29 protein-coding genes and 1 pseudogene are annotated in these 25,170 nt (G+C 69.9%); 18 read left to right on the top strand and 12 right to left on the bottom strand.

Annotated elements, in window-relative coordinates:
• Positions 1 to 1,296: glutamate--tRNA ligase (gltX, locus tag C1I98_RS11625; RefSeq protein ID WP_233507736.1), on the bottom strand; the 1,296-nt coding region annotated here is incomplete at its 3' end.
• Between the two features lie 28 nt (positions 1,297 to 1,324).
• Positions 1,325 to 2,101: a fumarylacetoacetate hydrolase family protein gene (locus tag C1I98_RS11620; protein WP_111167174.1), complete on the bottom strand. Its 777-nt coding sequence runs from the start codon at positions 2,099 to 2,101 to the stop codon at positions 1,325 to 1,327.
• Between the two features lie 294 nt (positions 2,102 to 2,395).
• Here C1I98_RS11620 and C1I98_RS11615 point away from each other — a divergent pair, with 294 nt between their 5' ends.
• The 8 genes from C1I98_RS11615 (at position 2,396) to C1I98_RS11580 (ending at position 7,670) form a co-directional block, all read left to right on the top strand.
• A complete protein-coding gene (locus C1I98_RS11615) occupies positions 2,396 to 2,884 on the top strand; it encodes an Asp23/Gls24 family envelope stress response protein (protein WP_111167173.1) in 489 nt (162 codons plus the stop codon).
• Positions 2,881 to 3,291 carry an Asp23/Gls24 family envelope stress response protein gene (locus tag C1I98_RS43760; RefSeq protein ID WP_233507733.1) on the top strand — a complete coding sequence of 137 codons (411 nt, stop codon included), beginning with the start codon at positions 2,881 to 2,883 and terminating at the stop codon, positions 3,289 to 3,291. Before C1I98_RS11615 ends, C1I98_RS43760 begins: the two co-directional genes overlap by 4 nt.
• Positions 3,292 to 3,331: 40 nt before the next feature.
• Positions 3,332 to 3,520 carry a hypothetical protein gene (locus C1I98_RS11605; protein ID WP_111167172.1) on the top strand — a complete coding sequence of 63 codons (189 nt, stop codon included), beginning with the start codon at positions 3,332 to 3,334 and terminating at the stop codon, positions 3,518 to 3,520.
• A complete protein-coding gene (locus C1I98_RS11600) occupies positions 3,517 to 3,900 on the top strand; it encodes an Asp23/Gls24 family envelope stress response protein (protein ID WP_111167171.1) in 384 nt (127 codons plus the stop codon). The genes C1I98_RS11605 and C1I98_RS11600 overlap by 4 nt, the downstream gene beginning before the upstream one ends.
• A 40-nt stretch (positions 3,901 to 3,940) precedes the next feature.
• Complete coding sequence (locus C1I98_RS11595; protein ID WP_111167170.1) at positions 3,941 to 4,570, top strand: DUF6286 domain-containing protein; 630 nt, start codon at positions 3,941 to 3,943, stop codon at positions 4,568 to 4,570.
• Positions 4,560 to 5,138, top strand: a complete 579-nt coding sequence (locus C1I98_RS11590; protein ID WP_111167169.1) for an Asp23/Gls24 family envelope stress response protein — start codon at positions 4,560 to 4,562, stop codon at positions 5,136 to 5,138. The genes C1I98_RS11595 and C1I98_RS11590 overlap by 11 nt, the downstream gene beginning before the upstream one ends.
• A gap of 87 nt (positions 5,139 to 5,225) precedes the next feature.
• A complete protein-coding gene (locus C1I98_RS11585) occupies positions 5,226 to 6,266 on the top strand; it encodes a 3-isopropylmalate dehydrogenase (RefSeq protein WP_111167177.1) in 1,041 nt (346 codons plus the stop codon).
• 306 nt (positions 6,267 to 6,572) lie between these two features.
• Complete coding sequence (locus tag C1I98_RS11580; protein WP_111167168.1) at positions 6,573 to 7,670, top strand: branched-chain amino acid aminotransferase; 1,098 nt, start codon at positions 6,573 to 6,575, stop codon at positions 7,668 to 7,670.
• 51 nt (positions 7,671 to 7,721) lie between these two features.
• On the opposite strand, the gene C1I98_RS11575 is transcribed toward C1I98_RS11580, so the two are convergent.
• Entirely contained in the window at positions 7,722 to 8,375 is a 654-nt protein-coding gene (locus C1I98_RS11575) for an O-methyltransferase (RefSeq protein ID WP_111167167.1), read from the bottom strand.
• A gap of 270 nt (positions 8,376 to 8,645) precedes the next feature.
• Here C1I98_RS11575 and cimA point away from each other — a divergent pair, with 270 nt between their 5' ends.
• Positions 8,646 to 10,223: a citramalate synthase gene (gene cimA / locus C1I98_RS11570; protein ID WP_111167166.1), complete on the top strand. Its 1,578-nt coding sequence runs from the start codon at positions 8,646 to 8,648 to the stop codon at positions 10,221 to 10,223.
• A gap of 25 nt (positions 10,224 to 10,248) precedes the next feature.
• Here cimA and C1I98_RS11565 read toward each other — a convergent pair whose 3' ends face one another.
• Positions 10,249 to 11,937, bottom strand: coding sequence for a heparinase II/III domain-containing protein (locus tag C1I98_RS11565; RefSeq protein WP_233507731.1), 1,689 nt, complete (start codon positions 11,935 to 11,937; stop codon positions 10,249 to 10,251).
• A 221-nt stretch (positions 11,938 to 12,158) separates the two neighbouring features.
• Here C1I98_RS11565 and C1I98_RS11560 point away from each other — a divergent pair, with 221 nt between their 5' ends.
• Positions 12,159 to 12,746: a Uma2 family endonuclease gene (locus C1I98_RS11560; protein ID WP_111167165.1), complete on the top strand. Its 588-nt coding sequence runs from the start codon at positions 12,159 to 12,161 to the stop codon at positions 12,744 to 12,746.
• Positions 12,747 to 12,761: 15 nt separating this feature from the next.
• Here the strand turns inward: C1I98_RS11560 and C1I98_RS11555 are convergent, their stop codons facing one another.
• The 3 genes from C1I98_RS11555 to C1I98_RS42795 all read right to left on the bottom strand — a co-directional run bounded on the left by C1I98_RS11555 (position 12,762) and on the right by C1I98_RS42795 (position 14,190).
• Complete coding sequence (locus C1I98_RS11555) at positions 12,762 to 13,115, bottom strand: antibiotic biosynthesis monooxygenase family protein (protein ID WP_111167164.1); 354 nt, start codon at positions 13,113 to 13,115, stop codon at positions 12,762 to 12,764.
• Positions 13,116 to 13,201: 86 nt separating this feature from the next.
• Positions 13,202 to 13,429, bottom strand: coding sequence for a DUF397 domain-containing protein (locus tag C1I98_RS11550; RefSeq protein WP_111167163.1), 228 nt, complete (start codon positions 13,427 to 13,429; stop codon positions 13,202 to 13,204).
• A 599-nt stretch (positions 13,430 to 14,028) separates the two neighbouring features.
• Complete coding sequence (locus C1I98_RS42795; RefSeq protein ID WP_199536875.1) at positions 14,029 to 14,190, bottom strand: hypothetical protein; 162 nt, start codon at positions 14,188 to 14,190, stop codon at positions 14,029 to 14,031.
• A 174-nt stretch (positions 14,191 to 14,364) separates the two neighbouring features.
• Between C1I98_RS42795 and C1I98_RS11540 the strand changes: the two genes are divergently transcribed.
• Positions 14,365 to 15,273, top strand: coding sequence for a hypothetical protein (locus tag C1I98_RS11540; protein WP_146607383.1), 909 nt, complete (start codon positions 14,365 to 14,367; stop codon positions 15,271 to 15,273).
• A 27-nt stretch (positions 15,274 to 15,300) separates the two neighbouring features.
• On the opposite strand, the gene serA is transcribed toward C1I98_RS11540, so the two are convergent.
• Positions 15,301 to 16,890 (bottom strand): phosphoglycerate dehydrogenase, encoded by a 1,590-nt coding sequence (gene serA / locus C1I98_RS11535; RefSeq protein ID WP_111167161.1) that lies wholly within the window; start codon positions 16,888 to 16,890, stop codon positions 15,301 to 15,303.
• A 234-nt stretch (positions 16,891 to 17,124) separates the two neighbouring features.
• On the opposite strand from serA, the gene C1I98_RS11530 reads away from it, so the two are divergent.
• From C1I98_RS11530 to C1I98_RS11520, 5 genes and pseudogenes are all read left to right on the top strand, one after another.
• Positions 17,125 to 18,012, top strand: coding sequence for a hypothetical protein (locus C1I98_RS11530; RefSeq protein WP_111167160.1), 888 nt, complete (start codon positions 17,125 to 17,127; stop codon positions 18,010 to 18,012).
• A 73-nt stretch (positions 18,013 to 18,085) separates the two neighbouring features.
• Positions 18,086 to 18,277: a hypothetical protein gene (locus C1I98_RS43755; protein ID WP_233507730.1), complete on the top strand. Its 192-nt coding sequence runs from the start codon at positions 18,086 to 18,088 to the stop codon at positions 18,275 to 18,277.
• 3 nt (positions 18,278 to 18,280) lie between these two features.
• Positions 18,281 to 18,511 (top strand): annotated as a pseudogene (locus C1I98_RS44985) (MFS transporter); the annotation flags it as partial.
• Positions 18,512 to 18,587: 76 nt separating this feature from the next.
• The gene (locus C1I98_RS11525; RefSeq protein ID WP_306461855.1) at positions 18,588 to 19,436 is read left to right on the top strand and encodes an MFS transporter; all 849 of its coding nucleotides are present in this window, start codon (positions 18,588 to 18,590) and stop codon (positions 19,434 to 19,436) included.
• Complete coding sequence (locus C1I98_RS11520; RefSeq protein ID WP_111167159.1) at positions 19,433 to 20,191, top strand: class I SAM-dependent methyltransferase; 759 nt, start codon at positions 19,433 to 19,435, stop codon at positions 20,189 to 20,191. Before C1I98_RS11525 ends, C1I98_RS11520 begins: the two co-directional genes overlap by 4 nt.
• 6 nt (positions 20,192 to 20,197) lie before the next feature.
• On the opposite strand, the gene C1I98_RS11515 is transcribed toward C1I98_RS11520, so the two are convergent.
• The 4 genes from C1I98_RS11515 to C1I98_RS11500 are packed head-to-tail and all read right to left on the bottom strand — an operon-like array spanning position 20,198 to position 23,783.
• Positions 20,198 to 21,169: a glycine betaine ABC transporter substrate-binding protein gene (locus C1I98_RS11515; protein ID WP_111167158.1), complete on the bottom strand. Its 972-nt coding sequence runs from the start codon at positions 21,167 to 21,169 to the stop codon at positions 20,198 to 20,200.
• Between the two features lies 1 nt (position 21,170).
• Positions 21,171 to 21,947, bottom strand: a complete 777-nt coding sequence (locus C1I98_RS11510; protein ID WP_111167157.1) for an ABC transporter permease — start codon at positions 21,945 to 21,947, stop codon at positions 21,171 to 21,173.
• Positions 21,944 to 23,122 carry an ABC transporter ATP-binding protein gene (locus C1I98_RS11505; protein ID WP_111167175.1) on the bottom strand — a complete coding sequence of 393 codons (1,179 nt, stop codon included), beginning with the start codon at positions 23,120 to 23,122 and terminating at the stop codon, positions 21,944 to 21,946. Before C1I98_RS11505 ends, C1I98_RS11510 begins: the two co-directional genes overlap by 4 nt.
• Positions 23,123 to 23,135: 13 nt before the next feature.
• Complete coding sequence (locus C1I98_RS11500) at positions 23,136 to 23,783, bottom strand: ABC transporter permease (RefSeq protein ID WP_111167156.1); 648 nt, start codon at positions 23,781 to 23,783, stop codon at positions 23,136 to 23,138.
• Between the two features lie 152 nt (positions 23,784 to 23,935).
• Between C1I98_RS11500 and C1I98_RS11495 the strand changes: the two genes are divergently transcribed.
• Entirely contained in the window at positions 23,936 to 24,487 is a 552-nt protein-coding gene (locus tag C1I98_RS11495; RefSeq protein ID WP_111167155.1) for an FHA domain-containing protein, read from the top strand.
• Positions 24,488 to 24,774: 287 nt separating this feature from the next.
• A partial coding sequence (locus C1I98_RS11490) for a hypothetical protein (RefSeq protein ID WP_146607382.1) occupies positions 24,775 to 25,170 on the top strand: 396 nt, incomplete at its 3' end.

Below are 25,170 nucleotides of genomic sequence, written 5' to 3'. Positions count from 1 at the left end.
GGCCTGGGTGCGGGCGGGGCCTAGGGCGTGGATGGACTCGAAGAGGGGGAGGCCGACCGTGCGGCCGGTGAGGGCGACGCGGATCGGGGCCTGGGCCTTGCTCAGTTTGAGGCCGTGTTCCGCGCCGACCTCCTCCAGGGCCGTCTTCAGCGACTCAGGGTCGAAGGAGACGGTTTCCAGCCGGGCGAGGTATCCGGACAAGATCTCGCGGGGCGCGTTCTTCATGCCCTTGTCCCAGCTCGCCTGGTCGAACACCGGCTCGGGGAGGTACAGGAAGTCGACGTTGGCCGACACCTCAGACAGCACCGAGATGCGGGTCTGGACCAACGGTGCGATCTCGGCGAAGACCTGGCGGTCCCAGGACGGGTCGAGGAAGGGATCGCAGCGGGCGATGAACTCCGCGAGCGGCAGCGCCCTGATGTACTCGCCGTTGAACGCCCGCAGCTTCTTCTCGTCGAAGAAGGCGGAGGCGGAGTTGACGTCTTCCAGCCGGAAGAGGGGCGCCATCTCCGGCCACGGCATGATCTCGCGGTCGTCGCCCGGCCCCCAGCCGAGCAGCATCAGGTAGTTGACCATCGCCTCGGCGAGGTAGCCCTCGTCGCGGTAGGACTCCAGGGCGACTTTGTCGCGGCGCTTGGAGAGCTTCTTGCGCTGCTCGTTGACGATCACCGGCAGGTGCGCCCACACCGGCGGCGTCGCGCCGAGGGCGGGCCAGAGCAACTGCTGGCGGGCGGCGTTGGACAGATGTTCCTCGCCGCGGATCACATGGGTGATCGACTGGGTGATGTCATCAACGGCGTTGGCCAGCACGTACAGCGGAGAGCCATCGGTGCGGGCGATGACGAAGTCCTCCTGGGCGTCGTTGGGGAACTCCACGCGCCCCCGGATCACGTCGTCCACGACCGTCACGCCCTCGTCGGGCGTGCGGAACCTGACGGCGCCCGAGGTCAGCCCGCGGTCGCGGCAGTGGCCGTCGTAGCCGCGGTGCTCCGAGCCGGTGCGGGCCTCAAGCTGCTCCCTGGTGCAGTCGCAGTGGTAGGCCTTGCCGTCGGCGAGAAGTTTGGCCACCGCCTCGCGGTGCTGCGGCTCGTAGGCCGACTGGAAGTAGGGGCCCTCGAAGACCGGGTTCTCGCCGTGGATGCCGATCCAGGCGAGCGCGGAGATGATGCCCTCGGTCCACTCCGGCCGGTTGCGCGCGGCGTCGGTGTCCTCGATGCGCAGCACGAACTGCCCGCCGTACCGTTCGGCGAGCGCCCAGTTGAACAGCGCGGAACGCGCGCCGCCGACATGGAACATGCCGGTGGGCGAGGGGGCGAAACGAACCCTAATCACGGGAGACCACCCGGTTGCTGAGAGTGCCGATTCCTTCGATGCCGACACCGACCTCGTCACCCAGGCTGAGCGGACCGACACCCGCCGGTGTGCCGGTGAGGATCACGTCGCCGGGGATGAGCGTCATGACCGCGCTCACATAGGCGATCAGCGCGGGGATGTCGTGCAGGAGCTGGGAGGTCCGGGCGCTCTGCCGGATCTCGCCGTTGACGGTCGTGGTGATCGCGAGGTCGGCCGGGTCGAGATCCGTCTGGATCCAGGGGCCGAGCGGGCAGAAGGTGTCGAAGCCCTTCGCCCGCGTCCACTGACCGTCCTTCTTTTGCAGGTCGCGGGCCGTCACGTCGTTGGCGCAGGTGTACCCGAAGATCACCTCGGCGGCCCGCTCGACGGGCACGTCGCGGCACAGCCGGCCGATCACCACGGCCAGCTCGCCCTCGAAGTCGACCCGTTCGGAGAGCTTCTCGGGGTAGACGATCGCCTCGCCGTGGCCGATCACGGAGGTGGACGGCTTGCTGAAGACCACCGGCTCGGCCGGTGGCTCGGCGCCCATCTCGCGGGCGTGGTCGGCGTAGTTCTTGCCGATCGCGATGACCTTGCTGGGCAGCATCGGCGCGACCAGGCGCACCTCGGAGAGGGGTTTGCGTTCACCGGTGAACTGGACCGTGCCGAACGGATGGCCGTGTACGGCCGCGACGAATTCTTCGCCGGGCCCGCCGTCGACCACACCGAACGTCACACCTTCGCCGGTGGTGAACCTCGCTATGCGCACTGGATGACCGCCCCTGACAGTCGGATGCCGTACGGCACGAGCCTACTGAGGCCGTCGAGTGGTTTCGGCCAGCAGGACGCCGGGGCTTTCCAGCGGATGACCAGGAGGCCGTACACGAAGGGAAACGACACGGAAACTACCCGGAAAATGGGCATCAAGTGCGGATTGTGCCGCTGACCTGCGGCAATAGGTGGATATATCGCGTTTTTTGGATGCCCTGAGCGCACTGGGAGGGCACTCGGGGGGTCACTGAGGTGGGCCACGAGGAAGTACGAGGAGCCGGGGGGAACCGACGTGTCCGAGACCACGCACAGGGAAGCAGCGGTACCCCGAGCCCGCACCGAGGAGTCCGGCGCGGCCGGGCCGTTGCAGTCGGGCAAGGGGAAGACGACGATCGCCGACGGCGTCGTCGCCAAGATCGCCGCGATGGCGGCGCGCGACGTGTCCGGGGTTCACGAGATGGGCGGCGCCGCCGGGCGCGCCCTGAACGCCGTGCGCGGCATGGTGGGCGGCGGTGACAGACCGACGGCCCACGGCGTCTCGGTCGAGGTGGGCGAACGGCAGGCCGCCGTGGACGTGAACCTCGTCGCGGACTACGGGGTCGCGATCCCGGACATGGCGTCCGCCGTACGCCGGAACGTGATCACGGCGGTGGAGCGCATGTGCGGCCTTGAGGTCACCGAGGTGAACGTCAAGGTCGACGACGTGTATCTGCCCGGCGACGACAAGCAGTCCGGCGAGCAGAAGAAGAGCCAGCAGCAGGAAGAGTCGCGAGTCCAGTGAACGACGGGTACCCGGCGGAGGGGACACCGCCCGGGCCACCGAGCGAGACCGGCGGGCACGCGCCCGCCGACGAGCCCGCGCGCCCGCGCCACGACGCCCCGGAACACGGGGGCGACCCGAGCGCCGGCACCGAGAACGACCTGGTGCGGGACATCGCGCAGCGGGTGGCGGGATGCCCGGATGTGGCGGAACTGTCCGGCGGCCCGTTCGGGACGATCGCGACGTACCTGCCCGGCGGCCGCGTCCGTGGGGTCGCGCTGCGGGACGACGGGCTGGAGATCGCGGTCACCGCCCGATACGGCACGCCGCTGCCCGAGGTCGCCGACCGGATACGGGAGGCCGTCGGCCAGGCGGCCGGCGGCAGACCGGTGAACGTGACGATCGACGACCTGCAAATGAGCAGCTGAAGCACGCTCAACACCACACCGAAGCCTCAAGGAGGCAGGAATGGACACCTTTCCACTGTGGCCGCTGATCGGCCTCACCGTAGGTCTGGCCCTCGGGTTCGCCGGAGCGTTCGGTGGCTTGGGCGCGTTCCTGCTGGTACTCGTTCTCGGGGCGGTCGGCCTGCTGATCGGCCACCTGATGGAGGGCGGCCAGGTCGATCTCTCACGGCTCGCCGCGAGACGGCGATGACCCAGACGACGGGCATGGCCCCTGCGACGGCGCCGCCGGAGCGGCGCGGCCGGACGATCATCCCTGACCAGGTGGTCTCGCGGGTCGCCGCCCGCGCGGCCCGTGAGGTGGACGGCGTGCTCGAAGTACGGCGGCGCGGCGCGGTGCCGTGGAACGAGCGGTCCAGCGCCAGCGTGGACGGCGGCCTGGCCACGCTCGCCCTGGACGTGACCGTGGCCTACCCGGCCCCGCTGCGCACGCTCACCGATCGGATACGCCGTCACGTGGCGGCCAGGGTCCACCAGTTGACGGGACTCGCCATCGGCCATGTGGACATCGACGTGACCGCGATGGTCCCGGCCCAGCGCGCCGGCGAGGCAGGCCGCGGGAAGCCGCGATGACCGCCACGTACGCACTCCGAGAGACGATGGGGCGGACGCCATGACCGCGGCCGGCACGCACCCACAGGCCGACGTCCCGCCCCGCCGGAGCGGCAGGCGGGCGAACCATGCCGCCGCGCACGCGTTCCGGCCATGGCGCAGGTGGCCGGCGGTGATCGCCTCGGTGGTGCTGATGGCGTTGGGCATCATCGCCGCGATCGAGATCATCTCGGCGCTGTTCGGCGGTGCGGCGCGCATCGTGCCGTACGAGCCGCTGCGGCGGTGGGCGACCAGTACGCCCTGGAACGACCCCGCGATGCTCACAGGGGCCGCCATCGCGGCCCTGCTCGGGCTCGTCCTGCTGCTGGCCGCGCTGATCCCTGGACGGCCGCGTTTGGTGCCGCTGCGCACCGGTGACCGTGACCTGATCATGGGCATGCAGCGCCGCAGCTTCACCAACGCGGTACGGCACGCGGTCGAGGACGTGGACGGGGTCAGGGAGGCCAAGGCCCGGCTGCGCCGGGGACGCGTCCGGGTGACGGCGACGACGTCGCTGCTGACGGCCGCGCCGCGGCTGACCGAGGCGGTACGGCAGGCCGCCGCGGCGAAGATCCGCGCGCTGGCTCCCGTGTCCACGCCGGACGTCAAGGTGACGGTACGCGACGGAAAGGGCCGGCGCCATGGAACGTAAGACGGCCAGGGGCAACCGGCTGGGGCTGATGCTGTGCGGCCTGGCGCTGCTCCTTCCGGGGCTCTACGCACTGGCCAGGGGGCTTGGGCTGTTCGGCGCGGGAGCGCGGAACCAGCCGGTGATCGGGCCGGGGCTGACCGGCTTCTTCACGGCCAACCCGTGGTTGTGGTGGGTGCTGGCGGTGGTCTCGGTACTGCTCGCGGTGCTCGGGCTGCGCTGGCTGTTCGCCCAGGCCCGCAAGGACGTACTGTCCGGACTGCGGCTGGCGCAGGGGCCGACGGGGAAGACGGACGTCGAGGCCGGCGGCGTGTCCAAGGCGCTGGAGACGGATGTGTCCGACCATCCTGCGATACTGCGGGCGAAGGCCGACCTGACCGGTACGCGGAAGAAGCCCGGGGTGCGGCTCGCGGTCGTGGCGGACGAGCGTTCGCCGATGGAGGAGGTGCGGCGGCACCTCAGCGGCAAGGCGATCCCGCGGATGCGCGACGCGCTCGAGGTGGAGAACCTGCCCGCCGTCGTCCGGCTCAAGCTGGAAGAGCCCTCCTCACCCGCGCGAAACATCCAGTAACCGGAAAAAGCCTCCGACAACCGGAGAAATGTCCACAAGCTGAGATGGCGTGCTCGCGAGGCGAGACGGAACAGGTATGGTATGCGCATGGATTCTCGCAGCATCCGCCTGGCGGTCATTCCCGGCGACGGCATCGGCACCGAGGTCGTCGACGAAGGTCTGAAGGTGCTCCAGGCGGTCGGCCCGAAGGTGGAGACCACCACCTACGATCTCGGCGCGCGGCGCTACCACGCCACCGGCGAGACGCTGCCCGACGCGGTGCTGGCCGAGCTGCGCGAGTACGACGCGATCCTGCTGGGCGCGGTCGGCGACCCCAGCGTGCCGCCCGGCGTGCTGGAGCGCGAGCTGCTGCTGCGCCTCCGCTTCGAGCTCGACCACTACGTCAACCTGCGTCCGGTCAAGCTCTTCCCCGGCGTCGCCACCCCGCTGGCCTCCTCCGACCCCGGCGACATCGACATGGTCGTCGTGCGCGAAGGCACCGAGGGCCCCTACGCGGGGGCGGGCGGCGCGATGCGCCGCGGCACGCCGCACGAGATCGCCACCCAGGAGTCGTTCAACACGGCCCACGGCGTGGAGCGGGTTATCCGGTACGCCTTCGACAAGGCGCGCGGGCGCGACCGCCAGAAGCTCACGCTGGTCCACAAGACCAACGTGCTGACCTACGCGGGCGACCTGTGGGCGCGCACGTTCGACCGGGTCGCCGCCGAATACCCCGAGGTCACCACCGACTACTGCCACGTCGACGCGGCCTCGATGTTCTTCGTCAACCAGCCGGAGCGGTTCGACGTGATCGTCACCGACAACCTGTTCGGCGACATCCTGACCGACATCGGCGCCGCCATCGCGGGCGGCATCGGCCTCGCGGCCAGCGGCAACGTCAACCCCGACCGCACCGCGCCGAGCATGTTCGAGCCGGTCCACGGCAGCGCGCCCGACATCGCGGGCCAGGGCAAGGCCGACCCGACCGCCACGATCCTGTCGGTCGGCATGCTGCTCGACCACCTGGGCTTCGCCGACGCGGCGGGCGCGATCGAGCGCGCGGTGGCCGACGACCTGGCCGAGCGCGGCGACGCGGTGCGCGGCACCAGCCGGATCGGCGACGACATCACCGCACGAGTAGCCGGGTAGTCCCGGGCCGCTCACACTCACGCGCATGGCGACCCGGGAGGGGTGCCATGCGCGTTCGCATTGCCGGCCGAAGATCTTCGCGACCCCCCGAAGGCGACAGCCTGTGAGCTTCGTAAGGTGTTACACACCACACGAAGAACCGAAGAGTACCGTCACACGCGGGAGACGGCGCAGCAGGAGCCGGGTCACCCAAACCTGGACTCCGAGGCTCTGCCGAATGTCCAGATTATGCAGTAGCTTTCCGTTACGGCCTGCCTCCGTCGCACAATGGAGGCAGGGCAGACCATCCAAGAGAAGGACCTCGCCATGACCACCGCTCAGAAGCTCAGCTTTGACGTGCAGCTCTCGGACCACGCTCGCACCGTAGCCGAGCGCGAGCAGGTACTGGCGAACCCCGGGTTCGGCCAGCACTTCACCGACCACATGATCTCGGTCGACCACACCGAGGGCGTGGGCTGGCACGACGCGCGGCTGCTGCCGTACGGCCCGCTCACCCTTGACCCGGCCACCTCCGTCTTCCACTACGCGCAGGAGCTGTTCGAGGGCCTGAAGGCGTACCGGCAGGCCGGCGGCAGCATCGCCACGTTCCGGCCGTTCGCGAACGCCGCCCGCTTCAACCTCTCGGCGCAGCGCATGGCCATGCCCGAACTGCCCGAGGACACCTTCGTCGAGTCGCTGGAACTGCTCGTGCAGACCGACCGGGAGTGGGTGCCCACCGCCGAGGGGCACAGCCTCTACCTGCGCCCGTTCATGATCGCCACGCAGGCGGCGCTGGGCGTCAACTACCCGTCGCGCGCCTACAAGTACATGGTGATCGCCTCGCCCGCCGCCTCCTACTTCTCCGGTGGCGTCAAGCCCGTGTCGGTCTGGCTGTCCACCGAGTACACCCGCGCCGCCCCCGGCGGCACCGGTTTCGCCAAGTGCGGCGGCAACTACGCGGCGGCCTTCGTGGCCCAGCGGCAGGCCGTCCAGAACGGCTGTGACCAGGTCGTCTGGCTCGACGCGGTGGAACACCGCTACGTCGAGGAGATGGGCGGAATGAACCTGTTCTTCGTCTTCGGCAACAAACTGCTCACCCCCGCCCTCACCGGCACGCTGCTGCCCGGCATCACCCGCGACTCGATCATCAGCATGGCGGGCGATCTGGGGCTGGAGGTCGCCGAGGGCCGCCTCTCCATCGAGGAGTGGCAGGCCGGATGCGAGTCGGGCGAGCTGACCGAGGTCTTCGCCTGCGGCACCGCCGCCGTGGTCACCCCGGTCGGCACCGTCAAGGGCACCGACCGCGGCTGGACGATCGGCGACGGCACGCCCGGCCCGGTGACGCTCAAGCTCCGTGATGAGCTGGTCGGCATCCAGTACGGCGCGCGCCCCGACACCCACTCCTGGGTCCACAAGATCTGCTGACCCGCGGGAGCGCTCGCGGCCGGGACTCGCCCGAGATCCCGGCCGTGGCCGTCAGTTCTTCCTGATCAGCGTCAGGCCGTCGGCGACCGGCAGCAGCACGCTGGTCACCCGGGCGTCGCCGCGCACGAGGTCGTTGAACGCGCGCATCACCACCGTGCTCGCGGCGTCGTTCGTCGGATCGGCCACGTTCCCGTCGCGCAGGGTGTTGTCGACGATGATCACCCCGCCGGGGGCCAGCCGGGACATCACCAGCTCGTAGTAGACCGGGTAGCCGGGCTTGTCGGCGTCGATGAAGGCCAGGTCGATGGGCGGGTCGGCGGGAAAGCGCGCCAGGGTCTCGGCGGCCGGGCCGAGTACCAGCTCGATCCGGTCGGCCACGCCGGCCTCCGCCCAGTAGCGCCGGGCGATGGAGGTCCACTCCTCGCTCACGTCGAAGCAGGTCATCCGGCCCCCGGGGGCCAGGCCGCGGGCCAGGCAGATCGAGGAGTAGCCGGTGAACGTGCCGACCTCGACGACGTTGGCCGCCCCGGCCATCTGGGCGATCATGGTCATGAACCGCCCCTGCTCCGGGGAGATCTGCATGCCCGCGTGGCCTCCGGTGGCCGCGCGAGTCTCCACGGCGAGGCGTTCCAGCAGGTCATCGGGGGGTGTCGTGTGGGCCAGGACGTACTGGCCGACGGCGGGATCCAGGTAGGTGGCCTTCATGGCGCTCATTCTGCACGGGGAGGGGCGGGCTCGCCCGCAGTACGCTCCGTGTCTCGGACTCTGAGATCAATGTGCCAGATGCCGGAGGATGTGGCAGACTGCTAGGACCATGAAGAACGGTCTGCTCATTATCGGCAGGCGCGCCGGCACGTAACAGGACCACGCCGGCGCGCAGACCTCTCACGTCCGTGAGGGGTCTTTTTGTTTGCCGGAGCGTGCACATGGCGATCGAAGATCGAACCGCGAAAAGACCGTCAAGGAGACGAACCGATGGCCGACGACCGCTTCCACGTCTATGACACAACGCTGCGCGACGGGGCCCAGCAGGAGGGCTTGAACCTCACGGTGGCCGACAAGCTCACCGTCGCGCGCCACCTGGACGGCCTGGGCGTCGGCTTCATCGAGGGGGGCTGGCCTGGCGCCAACCCCAAGGACACCGAATTCTTCCGGCGGGCTCGAACAGAGCTCGACCTGAAGCACGCGCAACTCGCCGCGTTCGGCGCGACCCGCCGGGCCGGACTGAAGGCCGCCGACGACCCATTGGTGGCCGCCTTGCGCGAATCCGGCGCGCCGGTCGTGACCCTTGTCGCCAAGAGTCACGACCGGCACGTGGAGCTGGCCCTTCGCACGACTCTCACGGAGAACCTCGCGATGATCCGCGACACGGTTTCTCACCTTCGTGCGGAGGGTCAGCGTGTCTTCCTCGACGCCGAGCACTTCTTCGACGGTTACAAGTCCAATCCAGCGTACGCGCTCGAAGTCGTCCGCACCGCGGCCGAGGCCGGGGCAGACGTGATCGCCCTGTGCGACACCAACGGCGGCATGCTGCCCGACGAGCTGGCCGACGTGGTCCTCGCGGCGGCGGGCACGCAGGCGCGGCTCGGCATCCACTGCCACGACGACACCGGGTGCGCGGTGGCCAACACGCTCGCCGCGGTACGCGCGGGCGTCACGCACGTCCAGGGCTGCGCCAACGGCTACGGCGAGCGGTCGGGCAACGCCAACCTGTTCACCGTCGTCGCCAACCTCCAGCTCAAGCGGGGCTTCGACCTCGTGCCGCGCGAGTCGCTGGCCGACATGACCCGCATCGCGCACGCGATCACCGAGGTCACCAACGTCACGCCCAACTCCCACCAGCCCTATGTCGGCGTGTCGGCCTTCGCCCACAAGGCCGGCCTGCACGCCAGCGCGATCAAGGTCGATCCCAACCTCTACCAGCACATCGACCCGGCCGAGGTCGGCAACGACATGCGGATGCTGGTCTCCGACATGGCCGGTCGCGCCTCGGTCGAGCTGAAGGGCCGCGAGCTGGGCTACACCCTCAGCCCCCAGGAATCCCGCGAGCTGGTCGAGCGGGTCAAAGTCCTGGAGTCCCAGGGCTACACGTTCGAGGCCGCCGACGCCTCCTTCGAGCTGCTGCTCCGCGACACGGTCGGCGGCGACCGCCGCAGGCACTTCTCCGTCGAGTCCTGGCGGGTCATCGTGGAGCGCCCCGCAGGCGGCGACGTGGTCAGCGAGGCCACCGTCAAGGTGCACGCCAAGGGCGAGCGCATCGTGGCCACCGGCGAGGGCAACGGCCCGGTCAACGCCCTGGACAAGGCGGTGCGGCAGGCGCTCGAACGCCTCTACCCCGAGCTGGCCAGGCTGGAGCTCACCGACTTCAAGGTGCGGATACTCGAAGGCAGCCACGGCACCCAGGCGATCACCCGGGTGCTGATCACCTCCAGCGACGACACCGGCGAGTGGTCCACGGTCGGCGTCGACGAGAACATCATCGAGGCGTCCTGGCAGGCCCTGGAGCAGGCGGTGACGTACGGGCTGCTCCGGGCCGGGCACGAGGGCGAGTAGCGAGGTCAGGCGCACTGCGGGGCGCTCAGGAGAGCGCCCCGGCGGGCGTGGCTTTGAAGGACACCGCGTCGCCGGCCGTCTCCACCGTGACCTTGCCGCCCGAGCACCGCACCTTCGGGTCGGCCACACCGGGCACCACGATGGTCAGCAGCGGGTCGGCCGAGGCGGGCGAGAGCACGGCGGGCGCGGGGGTCTTCTTCAGGTAGGCGGGCGAGACCCATCCCTGGATCGGGCTGTTCGCGCCCCTGACCACCTTCAGCCCGCTCACCGGCCGGCAGGAGGGCAGCGCGACCTGCACGAGCGTGGCCTTCCAGTCCTTGTCCCGCAGCACGACCCGGCCGCCGCTGGAGGCGGCCGCGGTCAGCCCGTGGTCGAAGTGCCAGATGTTGCTGATCCTGGACTTGCCGGCCGCGGTGTCGAGCACGGCCATCAGGTCATCGCCGTGGTTGACGAGCACCGAGCGGGTACGCGCCACGCCGTACGCCCGGTCGGTGAGCCGGTAGCTCTGCCGGTTCCCGCCGGTGGACGACTTCACCAGCTTGGAGGGGGTGCCGCCGCGGAACGCGGCACCGGCCACGACCGGCACGTTGTGCGCCTGCGGTGACATGGTCCAGCGGCGGTACGGCGTGTTCTCGTAGGAGTGGAAGCCCACGTCCACCAGCACGTCACGGCCTTGCGCGAAGTAGGTGACGCCCAGGTGGTCCTCGTGGCCGTGGAACTTCAGGCCGGGGCCGAACCTGATCGAGTAGAAGGCCGACTCCTTCTCGTCCTTCCAGGAGGAGCGGCCGAACACGTATCCGGAGCTGCCGAAGACCTTCACCTTCTGCGTGGGGGCGTCGTAGCCGGCGGGCCGTACGTCGGCTCCGCCGTCGCCGATCGGGACCATGTGGCCGTTGGGCTGGGTGGCGTGCGCGATGAAGGTCTCCAGGGAGTTCCAGCGCTTGGTGATCTGCGTGGGCACGGCGCGGTCGCACGCCTTGATGTTGTCGATGGCGACCTTGAGCCGCTGGTGTACGTAGATCGCGTAACGCGGCGCCTGCTCGCGCAGCGCGCCCTGGGAGTCGACGTCGAGCTTCACCGTCTCGGTGAGCCGCCGGATCGCCAGCTCGGACCACTCGTCACGGCCGTAGCGGCAGCCGATGCCGAGCAGCGCGATGTCCTGGTCGATGCCATGGTTGTGGCCCTTTTCGTAGAGCTTGGGGTCGGCCAGCATGCGGCCGTGCTCGGCCAGGCTCTTCTTCAGCCAGTCCTCGCCGACGTGCTTGCTCAGGCACACCAGCGCGGGCGCGCGGAGCGCGATGGGGTGCTCCTGCCAGGCGTAGGGGCTGGTGTTCCGGCCGCCGCGGGGGTTGTCGTCCACCCAGTCCTTGGCGATCTCCCGGGCCCGGCGCAGGTAGCTCTCCTTGCCGTTGAGCTCGTAGTCGGCGACGAGCCTGCCCATCCAGCGCAGGGAGTGGAAGACCATGTCCCAGGAGCGGTTCTTGTAGGGACTCCACCGCCAGTTCACGTTCTTGCCCACCTTGACGGCGGGCAGCCCCAGGAACGACAGCTGTCCGGCCATGACGTCCTCCGACGTCGGCGTGGCGGGCAGCCAGTCCCCCTGACACTCCGCCGTCCGCTTCACGGCCGCGGCATCGGCCCCGCTCACCACCCCGCCACCGGCCAGCAGCATGACGGCGGACAACACCAGGGCAGCACTCGATCGGCGGCGCACGCCAGTTTCCTTCCAGGACCGGGATGAAGGGAGCGGATCATGCTTTCCGACTCCGGAAGGCCCGGTCAAGTCACCGCAGGCGCATGAGCCACATCGTTATCAGGCTCGCAGCAGCCCTTCGGAATCTTCTCGAACTGGCGTGCGGTACGACTCGAAAGCCACTACAGTAAGTGTTACGGCAAACACGTTGTGAGAATGAGCCTGAAGGGGATGACGGCCTCATGGCCAAGGTTCTGGATCGCCCGGAGGCACCACCCGCCTCTACCAACGAGACCATCTACGACCGCTACGCCAGGGTCTGCGAGCTACTACCGGACATGCGTGTTGAGCTCCACGATGACCGGATCGTGGTGACGGACATGCCGACCGGGGCGCACAATGACGTCTTTTCCATGCTGCTGATGCAGCTTGTCGGTGTGGTGGCCGAGAAGGGGTGGCGGATCTGGCCGATGATCAAGTTGTTCTTCGGGCCGCAGGAGGCGCGGTTCATTCCGGATCTGGTGATCGTCGGACCGGATCGGCGGATGTGGGGGGATGACCATGTGTACGCCGAGGACACATTGCTGGTGGTGGAGGTGGTGTCACCGAGCAGTTCACACGACGACCACAAGCTCAAACCGGCCACCTGCGCACGCGGAAAAGTGCCGCTCTACCTGGTGATCGACACCTACGAACAACGCGTACGCCTGCTCAGCGACCCCGGCGAAAAAGGCTACGCCACCGAAACCGAGGCCGCCTTCGGCGACCCGCTCGAACTACCAGAGCCATGGCGGCTCACCCTGGACACCACGCCCTTCAAAGGGCTGTGACGACGAGGGCACGCGCTACTTCGGGGCGGCGGTTTCGATGACCTCGAAGGACCAGAGTTCGGAGCCGGTGGCGGCCGGGCCCTGGCCGTGGCCGACTCCCTGAGGGGGGCCGGATGGGCGCTCGCCTGAGGCTTGGGCGTGGCCGCGTTGGAAGGCCTGGCTGCTCTGCCAGCGCTGGAAGTCCTCTTCGCTGCGCCAGCGGGTGTAGACGAGGTAGCGGTCGGTGCCGTCCAGAGGGCGCAGCAGCTCGAACCACTCGAAGCCGTCCTGGGATTCGACCATGCCCGCGCGGCCGGCGAATCTACGCTCCAGCTCCTCGCGCATGTCCGGCGGGACGCTCAGGACATTGATCTTGACCACCGATGCCATCGGGCCTCCTCCGCTCCGTACGGTCACGGATCACTTTAGAGCCCCCACCCGCCGGTCCGTGTCACGGCCGACGGGCGGCGCGCCGGTCAGATGTCGAATTCGCCGTCCTTGACGCCGGCCACGAACGCCTCCCACTCGGCGGGAGTGAAGGTCAGCACGGGGCCGTCCGGGTTCTTGGAGTCGCGGAGCAGGAAGAGCTGCTCTCCCTCGGCGGCCTTGTTGTGGCTGGAGTCCGCCGAATCGACGGTCGTGACCTCAACGCAGTGTCCGTCGCTGCGCGAGCTCTTCTTCCACTGGCGAGCGCGTGAGTCCATGTTCTGGTTTCCTCGATCGATGCGGCGGTTCACGAGGGGCGAAACATGCCCCACGCATCGTGCCACACCGCGCCCCTCGTGTCCGGGGGTCCGTGGGGAATGGCCGCTGGATGTCAGCGCGTCGGAGAGCCACCGTTGTCACGGCGGTCCAGCGCGAACTGGACGGCGTCCGCAGCCTCGTCGCGCTCTTCGTCGGCGGGGGTCCAGGGGTACATATCGTACATGATCTTCTCTCGATCTCGTGGGCGAACGCCCGCGTGACGACACGCGCACGCGGAATCGGGCGGGAAAAGTGGATTCGGCACACGAACCCTTGATCGACCCGTCAATGGGATCCGGGTCACAGATCCTCAGGCGGATCACCGGCCGGCAAGCGCACGCACCGCGGCGGGTCGCCGGCCTGCCCTGATCAGGCCCCGCCGCGGCAGGTAAGAATTACGAATACCTGGCGCATTACCACATAAGACTACCCCGCGTTCCAGGGTGCGTCTCGCTGGCCGTCGGATTGTCCCACCATGTGAGACATCGGCAGCGTTCAGAGCCGGCCGCGGTCCACGGCGATCCTGATGGCTCCGCCAAGCGCGGGTACTGCGCCGCCATCACCTGAACGATCTCCCTGGCGGCCAGCTCGCCGGCAGGTCGCCCGACTGGGGCATCGCCCCGGCCGGCCCTTCCGCCGTGGCCCTGCGCGGGGTGAGGCCGAGCAGCATGTCCATGGTGGTGGTCTTGCCCGCCACGTTCGGCCCGAGCAGCGCGAGCACCTTGCCCGGGGGCGATCGTCAGATCCCCCCGCACGGCATGCACGTCACCGAACGTCGTGTGCAGCCCTTTCAGGCGCACGGCCGCTCCCGCGGCCACCGGATCGCTCATGACCCGACTTTGACGAGTGTCACGGACCGGTGAACCGATCGTGGGGCATTGACGTTCTCAGCGGTGTGAGAGCTCTCCTGGCGACCGGAGTCATGGTCGGAGTGATCGCGGTGAGCGCGCCCGAGCCGGTGGCGAAGGACGCGCCGGCCGTACCGGCGACGTGTCCGCAGCGGTGGGGCGGCGCGGACACGGGCGGCTGGGTCCCCGCCGCGGCGCGGGTCGAGGGCGCCGGTGAGACGCTCGTGCCCGGCGCTCCGGTGGAGGCGCTGATCTGCGCCTATCCGGGCCTCAACTACAAGCCCGGCGGCGAACGGCCGGCCGGTACGCGCACCCTGACCACCGGAACGCGGGCGATGCTGCACGACATCGCCTACCTGCCGGTCGGTTCCGGGCCGGGGGCCTGCACGGCGATGGGCGGCCCGACGACCAACTATCTGATCCGGTTCGCCTACCCTGACGGCTCGGCGCTGTGGCTGGGCAGCGCGGAGGAGGTCAACTCCTGCGTGGTCACCACCAACGGCACCGTTCGGTCCGGCGCCTACATCGGCCGGAACATCACCGCCGCCTACCGCACCGGAACCTGGCTTCCCGTCCGGCAGACCGACGCCTGTGAGGGCACCACGGGCCGCCGCGGGGAGGAGGACACGATGGTCCCCGGCGAACCGGTCTCCGTCACGGTGTGCCGTCAGGGCTCACCCACCAAGACGTGGCCCCACCGGAAGTACGGCGCGCGGGAGGCCGCCGCCCTCGCCGGGCCGCTGAACGCGCGGCACGCATGGAAGACCGCCAACGGCTGCCAGGGCCCGCCGGACGACGAGGGCACCTTCCGGCTCATATTCGGTTACCGGGACGGGCCGCCGGTGGACATCTGGTTCACGTCCGGCTGCACGCCCCCCATCGACAACGGCGCGCTCCAGGCCGACGGCACCGAGGAACTGCGCGACCAGATCATCCGCCTGGCCCCGGCGAGGTGAACCCCCGCCGGAGCGAAAGGCGGGCGGTCAGTCGGCGAGGTCGACCGTGCGGCCGGTGTCCGCGCCGATCTCCGCCATGATGGCCGGGAGGAGGTCGTCCGGGATGGCGGTGTCCACGGTCAGGGCGATGAGCGCGCGCCCGCCCTTCTCATCCCTTGCCACCTGCATGGACGCGATGTTGATGGAGTGGTCGCCGAGGATGCGCCCGACGATGCCGACGATGCCCGGCCGGTCGTGGTAGCCGAAGAAGGCCAGGTGGTCGGTCGGCTCGATCTCCATCGCGAAGCCGTTGACCTCGACGATCTTGGTGACCTGCCGGGTGCCGGACAGCGTGCCCGACACCGAGACGTTGCGGCCGTCGGCGAGGACGCCGCGCACGGTGACGAGGTTGCGCCAGTCGGGGCTGTCCTGGCTGGTGACCAGCTCGACGGCGACGCCGCGGTCCTGGGCCAGCAGCGGGGCGTTGACGTAGGTGACGGCGTCCTCGACCACGTCGGTGAACACGCCCTTGAGCGCGGCCAGCTCCAGCACCCGCACGTCGTGGGCGGCGATCTCGCCGCGCACCTCGATGTCCAGCTTGGTGGCGGTCTCCCTGGCCAGGGCGGTGAAGACGCGCCCGAGCTTCTCGGCCAGCGCGAGGCCCGGCTTGACGTCTTCGGCCACCGCGCCGCCCTGGACGTTGACGGCGTCCGGCACGAACTCGCCGGACAGCGCCAGCTTGACGCTGCGCGCGACCTGGGTGCCGGCCTTCTCCTGGGCCTCGTGGGTGGAGGCGCCGAGGTGCGGGGTGACGACCACGCTGTCCAGCTCGAACAGCGGGCTGTCGGTGCAGGGCTCCTTGGCGAACACGTCGATGCCCGCCCCGGCGACCCGGCTTTCCTTCAGCGCCGTGTAGAGCGCGGCCTCGTCGACGATACCGCCGCGGGCGACGTTGACGATGCGCACCGAGGGCTTGACGGCGTGCAGCTCACGGTCGCCGATCAGCCCGACCGTCTCCTTGGACTTGGGCAGGTGGACGGTGATGAAGTCGGACTCGGCCAGCAGCTCCTCCAGCGACACCATGCGGACGCCGATCTGCGCTGCCCGCGCGGGCTGCAGGAAGGGGTCATAGGCGATCAGCTCGACGCCGAACGGCTGCAGCCGCTGGGCGACGAGCTGCCCGATCCGGCCGAGGCCGAGGATGCCGACGACCTTCTCGTCCAGCTCGACGCCGGTGTACTTGGACCGCTTCCACTCGCCGCCCTTGAGCGCGCTGTGCCCCTGGGCGACGTTGCGCGCGCTGGCCAGGATGAGCGCCACGGTGTGCTCGGCGGCGCTGGTGATGTTGGAGGTGGGCGCGTTCACGACCATGACGCCGGCCTTGGTGGCGGCCTCGACGTCGACGTTGTCCAGTCCGACACCCGCCCGCGCCACGACGCGGAGCTTCGGCGCGTGGGACAGCGCCTCGGCGTCGACCCGGGTGGCGCTGCGCACGATGAGGGCGTCGGCCTCGGCGAGCGCGGGAAGAAGCTGAGAGCGGTCGGCTCCGTCGGTCTGACGGACCTCGAAGTCGGCACCGAGTACGGCGATGCCGGCCGGGGAGAGCTCCTCGGCCACCAGGACAACGGGCTTGTTCACGGGACGGTCCTTACTGGTCGGCATGGGACGCCATGCAGTCTATCGACCGCTTGTGAATGTGTTCACGAGTGTCCCGGCATCCGAGACGCCCCAGGCAGCGAGTTCACGCCGGGCGTACGGCCCGCGTACCCACCGTGGGCGAATCCACCCGTTCTGCCGTCATCTTGGTATTGCTCGCAAAGAATCTTCCCGATTACCCTGATAAGCCGTGGTTCACTACCTATCGTTCGTCATATGAGCATCGGGAACCCCGCTCTCGGCGAAGTGCTCGCCCAGCACGGCAGTCCGCACCGGCTCCTGTCGGCGCTCGCCGATGGAGGAATCCTGGTAGCCGTCCGCCCCGACCGCTCCGTCGTGCTCGGCACGACCCAGGCGGGCGATCGCGTGCTGCTCGGCTACACCAGCCCGCACACCTACGCGCGTCACCGCGGCAGCCACTCCCTGTCGCCGTGTGACGCCGACACGATCCTGGACATCCAGCGGGTGACCGGCGTGGGAGAGGTCGTGATCGACGCCGCGGGCCCGGCCGCCGCGGCGGTCCCGATCGACGACCTGCAACGCTTCCTGCAAGTGACCCGCACGGGACCGACCCCGGTGATGTCGCACGTCGCGCCGAACGCGTACGCGACCGGGGCCATGGCGACGGTCGGTCGGGCCGCCACGGTGAACAGCGCGCCCTCACAGGCGCCCGCGGCCGCCGTCCCGGTGTCGGCGTTCTCCACACCGGCGCCCGCCCAGTCGTGGATCCCGGCTCCGCGCCCGCACCTGTCGGGGCCGATGCAGCAGGTCGATCCGGGGTACCGCCGCTGCACCCACCCGATTTTGCCCGGCCTGCGCAAGGCGATCGCGCAGATCCTCACGGACTATCCGCTGGTCCACCACGTGTGGATCTCCGAAGCGCGCACGGCCTCCGGCGCACCGGGGATCATGCTGCACGTCAAGGTGCAGATGATGGCGGCCGAGGACGTCGTACGGGATCTGCACCGCGGCGTACGCGCCCGGCTGCCGCAGCTCGCCGCCAGCGAGGCGCCGATCCTGATGGCCCGGGTGGCCGACGCGCGCAGTGAACGCCGGATGATCGAGATCGGCGCTCACGTCGTCTGCGCCGACGTCGCCGACTGACGAAACCCAGCGGTTTCCCGCGGCCCTGGGGTGGTGGCTCGCTACCCGGCGTGACACTCGCTGTAATGGCGTCGTGAACGCAACGGCGTCAGGTTCGGTGACCCGGACGGTCACGCGGGAAGTCCGGCTGGGCTACGGCGTGGGTTCCTTCTGCACGGGGACCTGGGGCGCCGTGCCCGGCCTGCTGCTGCTCTACTACATGACCAACATCATGGCGGCCCCCGCCTGGCCGGCCGGGATCGTCGTCACCGCGCCCAAGGCATGAGACCTGGTCGCCAATCCGCTGATCGGCCGCTGGTCGGACCGCACCAGGTCGCGGCTCGGCCCGCGCCGTCCCTGGCTGCTGGCGGGCGCGCTGACGCTGCCGGTGGCCTTCACGCTCACCTTCGCCGGGCCGCCGATCACCGGCGCGCCCGCCGCGATCTACGTCGGCGTCTGCTTCCTGATCTCCGCGACGGCCTACTCGGTGTTCGAGGTGCCGTACAAGACCATGTCGGCGGAGATGACCGGCGACCACCGCGAGCGGACCTCGCGGTCGCAGTGGCGCATGATCTTCGTCGGCCTGGCCCACCGCGATCAGCGGCATCGCCGCCCCGGCGATCGTCGACGCCGACCGGCCCGGCGGCACGACGGAGAGCTACCGGCTGATGGCCGTGTTCGTGGCGCTGGTCATGCTGACCGCGATGCTGGGCGCGTTCTTCGGTACGGCTCGCGCCCCCGCGGTCATCCGCGCCGTCCCCCAGGAGGGGTCGCCGTTCGCCCAACTGATGGCGGCCAGGGGCAACGGCCCGTTCTGGTGGCTGCTCGCCATCGCCTCCAGCCAGACGCTCTCGGCCGGCGTGATGCTGGCCGGCGCACCCTATTTCGCCACCTACATCATGGACGATCCCAAAGCCACGAGCACGCTGTTCGCCGCCCTCGTCATACCGCTGCTGCTTACCATGCCGGTGTGGGTCTGGCTGGCCAGGCGTCTGGACAAGCGCGGCGCGATGATCCTCGCGGGGCTGTTGCTCGGCGGGGGCACCGCCGCGGCCTTGGCGACGCCGGCGTTCGGCACGGTCTACACCCATCTGACCCTGCTGGTGGCGGGCATGGGGCTCGGCGGAGTCCAGCTCATGCAGTTCTCCATGCTGGCCGACGTGGTCGCCGCCGACGCGGCGACGACCGGCAGGCGACGGGCGGGGATGTTCACCGGGCTGTGGACGGCCATCGAGAGCGGAGTGTCGGCGTTCGGCACGATGATCTTCGCGGCCGTGCTGACGGCGGGCGGGTTCATCTCCTCAGATCCGAGCCGGCGGGTGACCCAGCCGGCGGGGGCGGAGGCCGCCATCATGATCGGGCAGTGCCTGGTCCCGGCGGTGATCATTTTGATGGCCGTCCTGATGACCTTTAACTATCGGCTGACCGCGGACAGGGTGCAATGAACCGCAACAACCCGATTCACCAGCTCCGTTACGCCTGGCGCAATCCCGACAAGATCGCGCCTCACCTGCGCCGCCTGACCAGGGACACCTGGCTGCGGCTGCGCACCCGCGACCACGTGAGCTACTACCGGGCCGTGATGAGGTCCGACACCGCCCGCGATCCGGAGGGCGCGGTCGGCAGCAAGTCGCACAAGCGCTGGATCGCGCTCGGCCGCATGCAGTTCGACTACCTGGTGGAGCACGGCCTGCGCCCGGACATGCGGATGCTGGAGATCGGCTGTGGCAATCTCCGCGCCGGACGGCTGTTCATCGAACACCTCCAGCCGGGCAACTACTACGGCATCGACATCTCCCCCGACATCCTGATGTCGGCGCAGCGGGTGCTGGCGGAGTACGGCCTGCGCGACAAGCTCCCGCACCTCACCCCGGTCAGGGACCTGCGCCTGGACTTCCTGCCCGACGAGACCTTCGACGTCGTACACGCGCACAGCGTCTTCTCCCACTCCCCGCTACCGGTGATCGAGGAGTGCTTCGCGCACGTCGGCCGGGTCATGCGGCCGGGGGCGTGGTTCGACTTCACCTTCGACCGCACCGAGGGCAAGGAGCACCAGGTGCTCCGCGAGGACTTCTACTACCGCACCGAGACGCTGATCGACCTGGCCGCCCGGCACGGCCTGGCCGGGCGGTTCATGGACGACTGGGAGAAGCTCCCGCACAAGCAGTCCAAGATCCGCCTGACCAGGCCGGTCACCTGACCAGGCTCAGTTCACGAAGCCCTGCGAGACCAGCCACTCCTTGGCGACCAGCACGGGCACGCCGCCGTCCACGTCCACCTGGGCGTTGAGGGCGCGCATCACGTCGTCGGTGAGCCGCTCGCTGATCGCCGCGAAGATGCGGGCGATCTCCGGATGCGCCCGCAGCAGTTCCCCGCGCACGGTCAGGCACGCGTTGAACGCCGGAAAGAACTTCCGGTCGTCCTCCAGCGTGACCAGGTCGAGCGCCCGCACCCGCCCGTCCGTGGAGGTGATCATACCCATCGTGCAGACGCCGCTGGCGATGGAGTTGTAGAGCACGCCGACCGACGTGCGGCGCACCGCGGACTGCCGGATGTCGGCGCCGTACTTCAGCCCGTAGCCGCGCAGCATGCCGAGGAACCCGTCCTCACGGCCGAAGGTCTCGTGGTCCACGCAGAAGGTGCGCTGGGCCTGCGGCACCTTGGTGATGTCGGAGATCTTCCGCAGCCCGTACTTCGCGGCCGACTCCCGCGTGACGCCCACCGCGTAGGTGTTGTTCAGCGCGGCGGGCGGCAGCCAGGTGATGTCGTTGCGCCTGGCGTCCAGGTCGCGCAGCGCCTCGTACTGCTTGCGGGGGTCCGGAATGGTGCGTTCCTGCCCGAGGTAGGTGACCCACCCGGTGCCCACGTACTCCCACATCAGGTCCGCGTCGGCGCGGGTCAGTGAGGCGCGGGCGTTCACGCTGCCCTGCACGTTGGTCTGGTCGGACACCTGCGCCCCGGCCGCGGTCAGCGCCAGCACGGCGATCTTGCCGAGTACCAGTTGCTCGGTGAACTCCTTGGACGTCACGCGTACCCGCACGTCGGCGAGGCCCGGGACGGGCCGGATGGCGCCGGGTTCGACGGGCGGGACGAAGGCGGAGGCCGGGTGCAGCCCGCATGCGCTGGTGAGCAGCAGCACGGCGAGCAGAGCCGCGAGCGGCGCCGGTGCGCGGCGCATGTCAGGACAGTCCTTTCGGGGAGAGGTAGCGCTGGGCGACGCCGCCCAGCCAGTCGAGGAGCAGCGCGAGCACGGCGATCAGCACGCATCCGGTGACCAGGACGAGGTTGCGCTGGGTGCTCACGCCCGCGGTGATCAGGTCGCCGAGGCCGCCCGCGCCGATGAACGCGGCGATGCTCGCCGTACCGACGTTGAGCACCAGCGTGGTACGCACGCCGGACAGGATGACCGGCACGGCCATCGGGAGTTCGACCTTGAACAGGACGCCCGCGGCGGACATGCCGATGCCGCGGCCCGCGTCCACCAGGTGCGGATCGACCTGTTGCAGGCCGACCATCGTGTTGCGCAGCGCGGGCAGCAGGCTGTAGGCGACCAGGGCCGCCACCGCGATCCAGAACCCGATCCGGAACACCAGCGCCAGCAGCACGACCAGGCCCACGGCGGGCGTCGCCTGGCCGAGGTTCACCACGGCGAGTACGGCGGGCGTCGCCCGGCGCAGCCCGCGCCGGGTGAGCGCGACCCCGAGCGGCAGCGCGATGGCGAGCACCAGCAGCGTGGAGAAGAAGACCAGCTCGACGTGCTCCCAGGTCCGCCGCACGATGAAGCCGAGGCCGAGGGAGTTGCGTTCGAGGCTGTCCAGGCCGGTCACCTGGGTGTAGACGATCATCGCCGCGCCGATGGCGAGGTAGCACAGCGGTGACAGCGCGAGCCAGAAGGAACGGCCGAGCCGGGGTTCGGGGGCCGGCGTGGCCGGCTCGGCGGATTCGGTGAGGGTCATTCGCCGCCGTCCCCGTGCTGGCGCCGGCGGCGGTCCCGTTCCCGGGACTTGATGGTCTGGATGGCCTGCTGGACCGTACCGAGCGAGACGGCCCCGGCGTAGACCTGCCGCCTGCCGACCACCGGAACCACGTCGTTGTCGGTGTTGAGCAGCGCCTCCAGTGCCTCCTGAAGGGTCGTCCGGCCGCCGATCAGGACGCCGGCGGGCTCGCCTTCGACCTCGCCCGCCGTGCCATCGGCGCCCGCGAGGGCCTTGGTGGTGACCCAGCGGCGCGGGCGGCGCAGCCGGTCGAGCACCAGCGCGTAGCCGCGTCCGTCGGCCTCGGCCTGGGCGCGCAGGTCGCCGGCGTCGGTGTCCTCGGTCGCGTGCGGTACCTGGTCCAGTTCGATGTCACCGACCCTGGTCAGCGACAGCAGCCGCATCGACGAACCGCCGCCGAGGTACTGTTCGACGTAGTCGTCGGCGGGGTGGGCGAGGATCTCGGCGGGGCTCGCGTACTGCACGATCCGGGAGCCGCGCTGCATGATCGCGATCCGGTCGCCGATCTTCAGCGCCTCGTCCACGTCGTGCGTGACGAAGACGATGGTCTTGGCCAGTTCCTCCTGCAGGCGCAGCAGTTCGTCCTGGAGCCGGGCGCGGTTGATCGGGTCGAGCGCGCCGAACGGCTCGTCCATCAGCAGTACCGGCGGGTCGGCGGCCAGCGCCCTGGCCACGCCGACCCGTTGCTGCTGGCCGCCGGACAGCTTGCGCGGGTAGCGGTCGCGGAAGGTCGCGGGTTCCAGGCCGACCAGGGCGAGGAGTTCGTCCACCCGCTCCGACACGCGCCGGGAGTCCCAGCCGAGCAGCCTCGGCACCTGCGCGATGTTGCCGGCGACGGTCATGTGCGGGAACAACCCGGCCTGCTGGATCACATAGCCGATGCCCCGGCGCAGCCTGTCGGGGTCGATGTCCCTGGAGTTGCGCCCGCCGATCAGGATGTCGCCCGAGGTGGGCTCGGTCAACCGGTTGATCATCCGCATGGTGGTGGTCTTGCCACAGCCGGAGGGGCCGAGCAGCACCACGGTCTCACCGGCCTCGATCGTGAGGTCCAGGTCCAGTACGGCGGGCTCGCCCGTGCCGGGGAACACCTTGGTCACCCCGCGCAGCTCGATCGGCACGCCCTTGCCGCCGCTCATGTGGTTCGCGGCCTCAGGCACGGACGCCTCCCGGGATGGTCAGCCGGCCGATCAGCACGTAGCAGGCGTCGAAGAGCAGTGCGAGGACGGCGATGCCGATGGTCCCGGTCAGCGCGGAGTTGACGGCGTTGGCCCCGCCCAGCCGGGCCAGGCCGGAGAAGATCTGCTCGCCGAGCCCGGGGCCGGAGACGTACGCGGCGACCGCGCCGATGCCCATGGCGAGCTGGGTGGCGACCCGGATGCCGATGAGGATCACCGGCCAGGCGAGCGGCAGCTCGACCCGCAGCAGCGAGCGGCGCCTGCTCATGCCGATGCCACGGGCGGCGTCGACCAGCGCCGGGTCGACGCCGCTGAGGCCCACGACGGTGTTACGGATGATCGGCAGCAGCGCGTAGATCGTGATCGCGACGACGCTGGGCGCCACACCGAGCCCGAGCACCGGGATCAGCAGGCCCAGCAGCGCCAGCGAGGGGACCGTGAACACCACCCCCGCCGTGGACGTGGCCAGCCCGGACAGGCGTGGCCGCCGGTAGGTCGCGACCCCGGCGAGCACCCCCGCCAGGGCCGCGATCAGTACGCACTGGGCGACCATGCTGGCGTGCTGTACCGCCTCGAACAGGAGGAGATCCCTCCGGTCCGCGATGTACTCCCACAAGCTCACTCATTTACCCCCGGCTACGTAGTTACCTACCGCGATGCAACCATGCTCCAAACCTCCGGTAAATTCGGACTTAACCCCCGGGAATCCCGCGAGGCCCCGCTCGATGACGTTGTTCTGGACACGAAACCCCGCGTGGGCCGATACTTTTGAGCATGAGCTCGACGCCGCCCACGTCCCGTGCGTCCGACGGTGATCGCGATCGGGCGATCAACGAGTTGCGGGACCGCGTGGTCGAGGGGCGGATGTCCCACGACACGTTCCTCGGTCGTGTGGACATGGCGTTGCGCGCCCGCAGCCGCGGCGAGCTCGACGAGTTGGTCGCCGATCTGCCCCCGCGCGGACGGCTGCGGCGGATGCTCACCGAGGTCGTCGGCGCGGCGTCCGACTTCACCTCGCGATTGCAGCGGGCCTGGCGCCGCCCGCGGCTGCAACGGCTGCTGCTGCCCGACGACGAGCGGCTGCGCTATGTGGTGGGCCGGGGTTCAGCCTGCGACCTGGTGCTCTCCGACCTGACGGTGTCCCGTGTCCATGCGGAGCTGCGCCGCGAGAACGACGGCGAGTGGATGCTGATCGACCTCGGCTCGCTCAACGGCACCCGGCTGAACGGCTGGCGGCTGGTCGGCCCGGCCCGCGTTCGTCCCGGCGACGAGGTCTCCTTCGGCGACTGCGCCTTCCTGGTCTCCCCGCCGCAGCTCGCCGCCTGAGTCGGCCCGCCCGCGACTCGCCGGGCGCGGTTTCCGCCACCGCCGTGCGGGGCATCCCCTGACCATTGCCCGCCGCGGCGGGCGGCGGCTGCGCGCAGCTCGTACGGCCGTGGCGAGTTTCCAACGCGCACCGGGGCCGCAAACCCCTTGTTCGGCGGGGTTTGTGACGTCGGAGGGTCGTCCCAGGTTCACCTGGAGCCCCAATATTCTCAGAAATATCCTGACATGTCCGGTTTGTTCGCGACAGAATGCGTGTTCCAACAGGCGTCAACCACCTGGAGGAGCACATGCGCAGACTCATCCGGGCACTCGCGTGCCTCGGCGGTCTCGCAGTAGTCAGTACCACCCCGGCCGTCATCGCCGCGGCCCCCGCGCAGGCCGGACACGACCCCTGCCGCGTCCAAGCGGCCCTGCCCCAACTCAACGGCACCACCGTGCGCGCCGTCGGCGCCCGCGCCAACTGCACCGACTCAAGCAGGCTGCGCGTCCAGATCCGCTGGGCGCGCCCCGGACCCGACCCGCTGCTCGCGAAGAAGCACGCGACCCTGACGAACGGCAAGGTGAGCGCCGGAGTCCGCTGCTCAACGGGCTGGCGCACCTACTACACGATCGTCACCGACGCGGACGGCCACGTCGCCCACTCCAAGGGCGCCCGCCTGAAGTGCGGCTCCGCCCCCGGGACC

This window comes from Spongiactinospora gelatinilytica (genome assembly GCF_003236385.1).
GTDB classification, from domain to species: Bacteria; Actinomycetota; Actinomycetes; order Streptosporangiales; family Streptosporangiaceae; genus Spongiactinospora; species Spongiactinospora gelatinilytica.
Note: the sequence above shows the minus strand (reverse complement) of the source record. Positions and strands in the feature narration are given on the sequence as shown.

What these genes read in the sequence shown, in the direction of transcription:
- C1I98_RS11605 (WP_111167172.1), top strand. Translation starts at nt 3,332, where the DNA reads ATGGACACCTTTCCACTGTGGCCGCTGATCGGCCTCACCGTAGGTCTG.
- C1I98_RS11600 (WP_111167171.1), top strand. Translation starts at nt 3,517, where the DNA reads ATGACCCAGACGACGGGCATGGCCCCTGCGACGGCGCCGCCGGAGCGG.
- C1I98_RS11595 (WP_111167170.1), top strand. Translation starts at nt 3,941, where the DNA reads ATGACCGCGGCCGGCACGCACCCACAGGCCGACGTCCCGCCCCGCCGG.
- C1I98_RS11590 (WP_111167169.1), top strand. Translation starts at nt 4,560, where the DNA reads ATGGAACGTAAGACGGCCAGGGGCAACCGGCTGGGGCTGATGCTGTGC.
- C1I98_RS11585 (WP_111167177.1), top strand. Translation starts at nt 5,226, where the DNA reads ATGGATTCTCGCAGCATCCGCCTGGCGGTCATTCCCGGCGACGGCATC.
- C1I98_RS11580 (WP_111167168.1), top strand. Translation starts at nt 6,573, where the DNA reads ATGACCACCGCTCAGAAGCTCAGCTTTGACGTGCAGCTCTCGGACCAC.
- C1I98_RS11575 (WP_111167167.1), bottom strand. Translation starts at nt 8,375, where the DNA reads ATGAAGGCCACCTACCTGGATCCCGCCGTCGGCCAGTACGTCCTGGCC.
- cimA (WP_111167166.1), top strand. Translation starts at nt 8,646, where the DNA reads ATGGCCGACGACCGCTTCCACGTCTATGACACAACGCTGCGCGACGGG.
- C1I98_RS11560 (WP_111167165.1), top strand. Translation starts at nt 12,159, where the DNA reads ATGGCCAAGGTTCTGGATCGCCCGGAGGCACCACCCGCCTCTACCAAC.
- C1I98_RS11555 (WP_111167164.1), bottom strand. Translation starts at nt 13,115, where the DNA reads ATGGCATCGGTGGTCAAGATCAATGTCCTGAGCGTCCCGCCGGACATG.
- C1I98_RS11550 (WP_111167163.1), bottom strand. Translation starts at nt 13,429, where the DNA reads ATGGACTCACGCGCTCGCCAGTGGAAGAAGAGCTCGCGCAGCGACGGA.
- C1I98_RS11530 (WP_111167160.1), top strand. Translation starts at nt 17,125, where the DNA reads ATGAGCATCGGGAACCCCGCTCTCGGCGAAGTGCTCGCCCAGCACGGC.
- C1I98_RS11520 (WP_111167159.1), top strand. Translation starts at nt 19,433, where the DNA reads ATGAACCGCAACAACCCGATTCACCAGCTCCGTTACGCCTGGCGCAAT.
- C1I98_RS11515 (WP_111167158.1), bottom strand. Translation starts at nt 21,169, where the DNA reads ATGCGCCGCGCACCGGCGCCGCTCGCGGCTCTGCTCGCCGTGCTGCTG.
- C1I98_RS11510 (WP_111167157.1), bottom strand. Translation starts at nt 21,947, where the DNA reads ATGACCCTCACCGAATCCGCCGAGCCGGCCACGCCGGCCCCCGAACCC.
- C1I98_RS11505 (WP_111167175.1), bottom strand. Translation starts at nt 23,122, where the DNA reads ATGAGCGGCGGCAAGGGCGTGCCGATCGAGCTGCGCGGGGTGACCAAG.
- C1I98_RS11495 (WP_111167155.1), top strand. Translation starts at nt 23,936, where the DNA reads ATGAGCTCGACGCCGCCCACGTCCCGTGCGTCCGACGGTGATCGCGAT.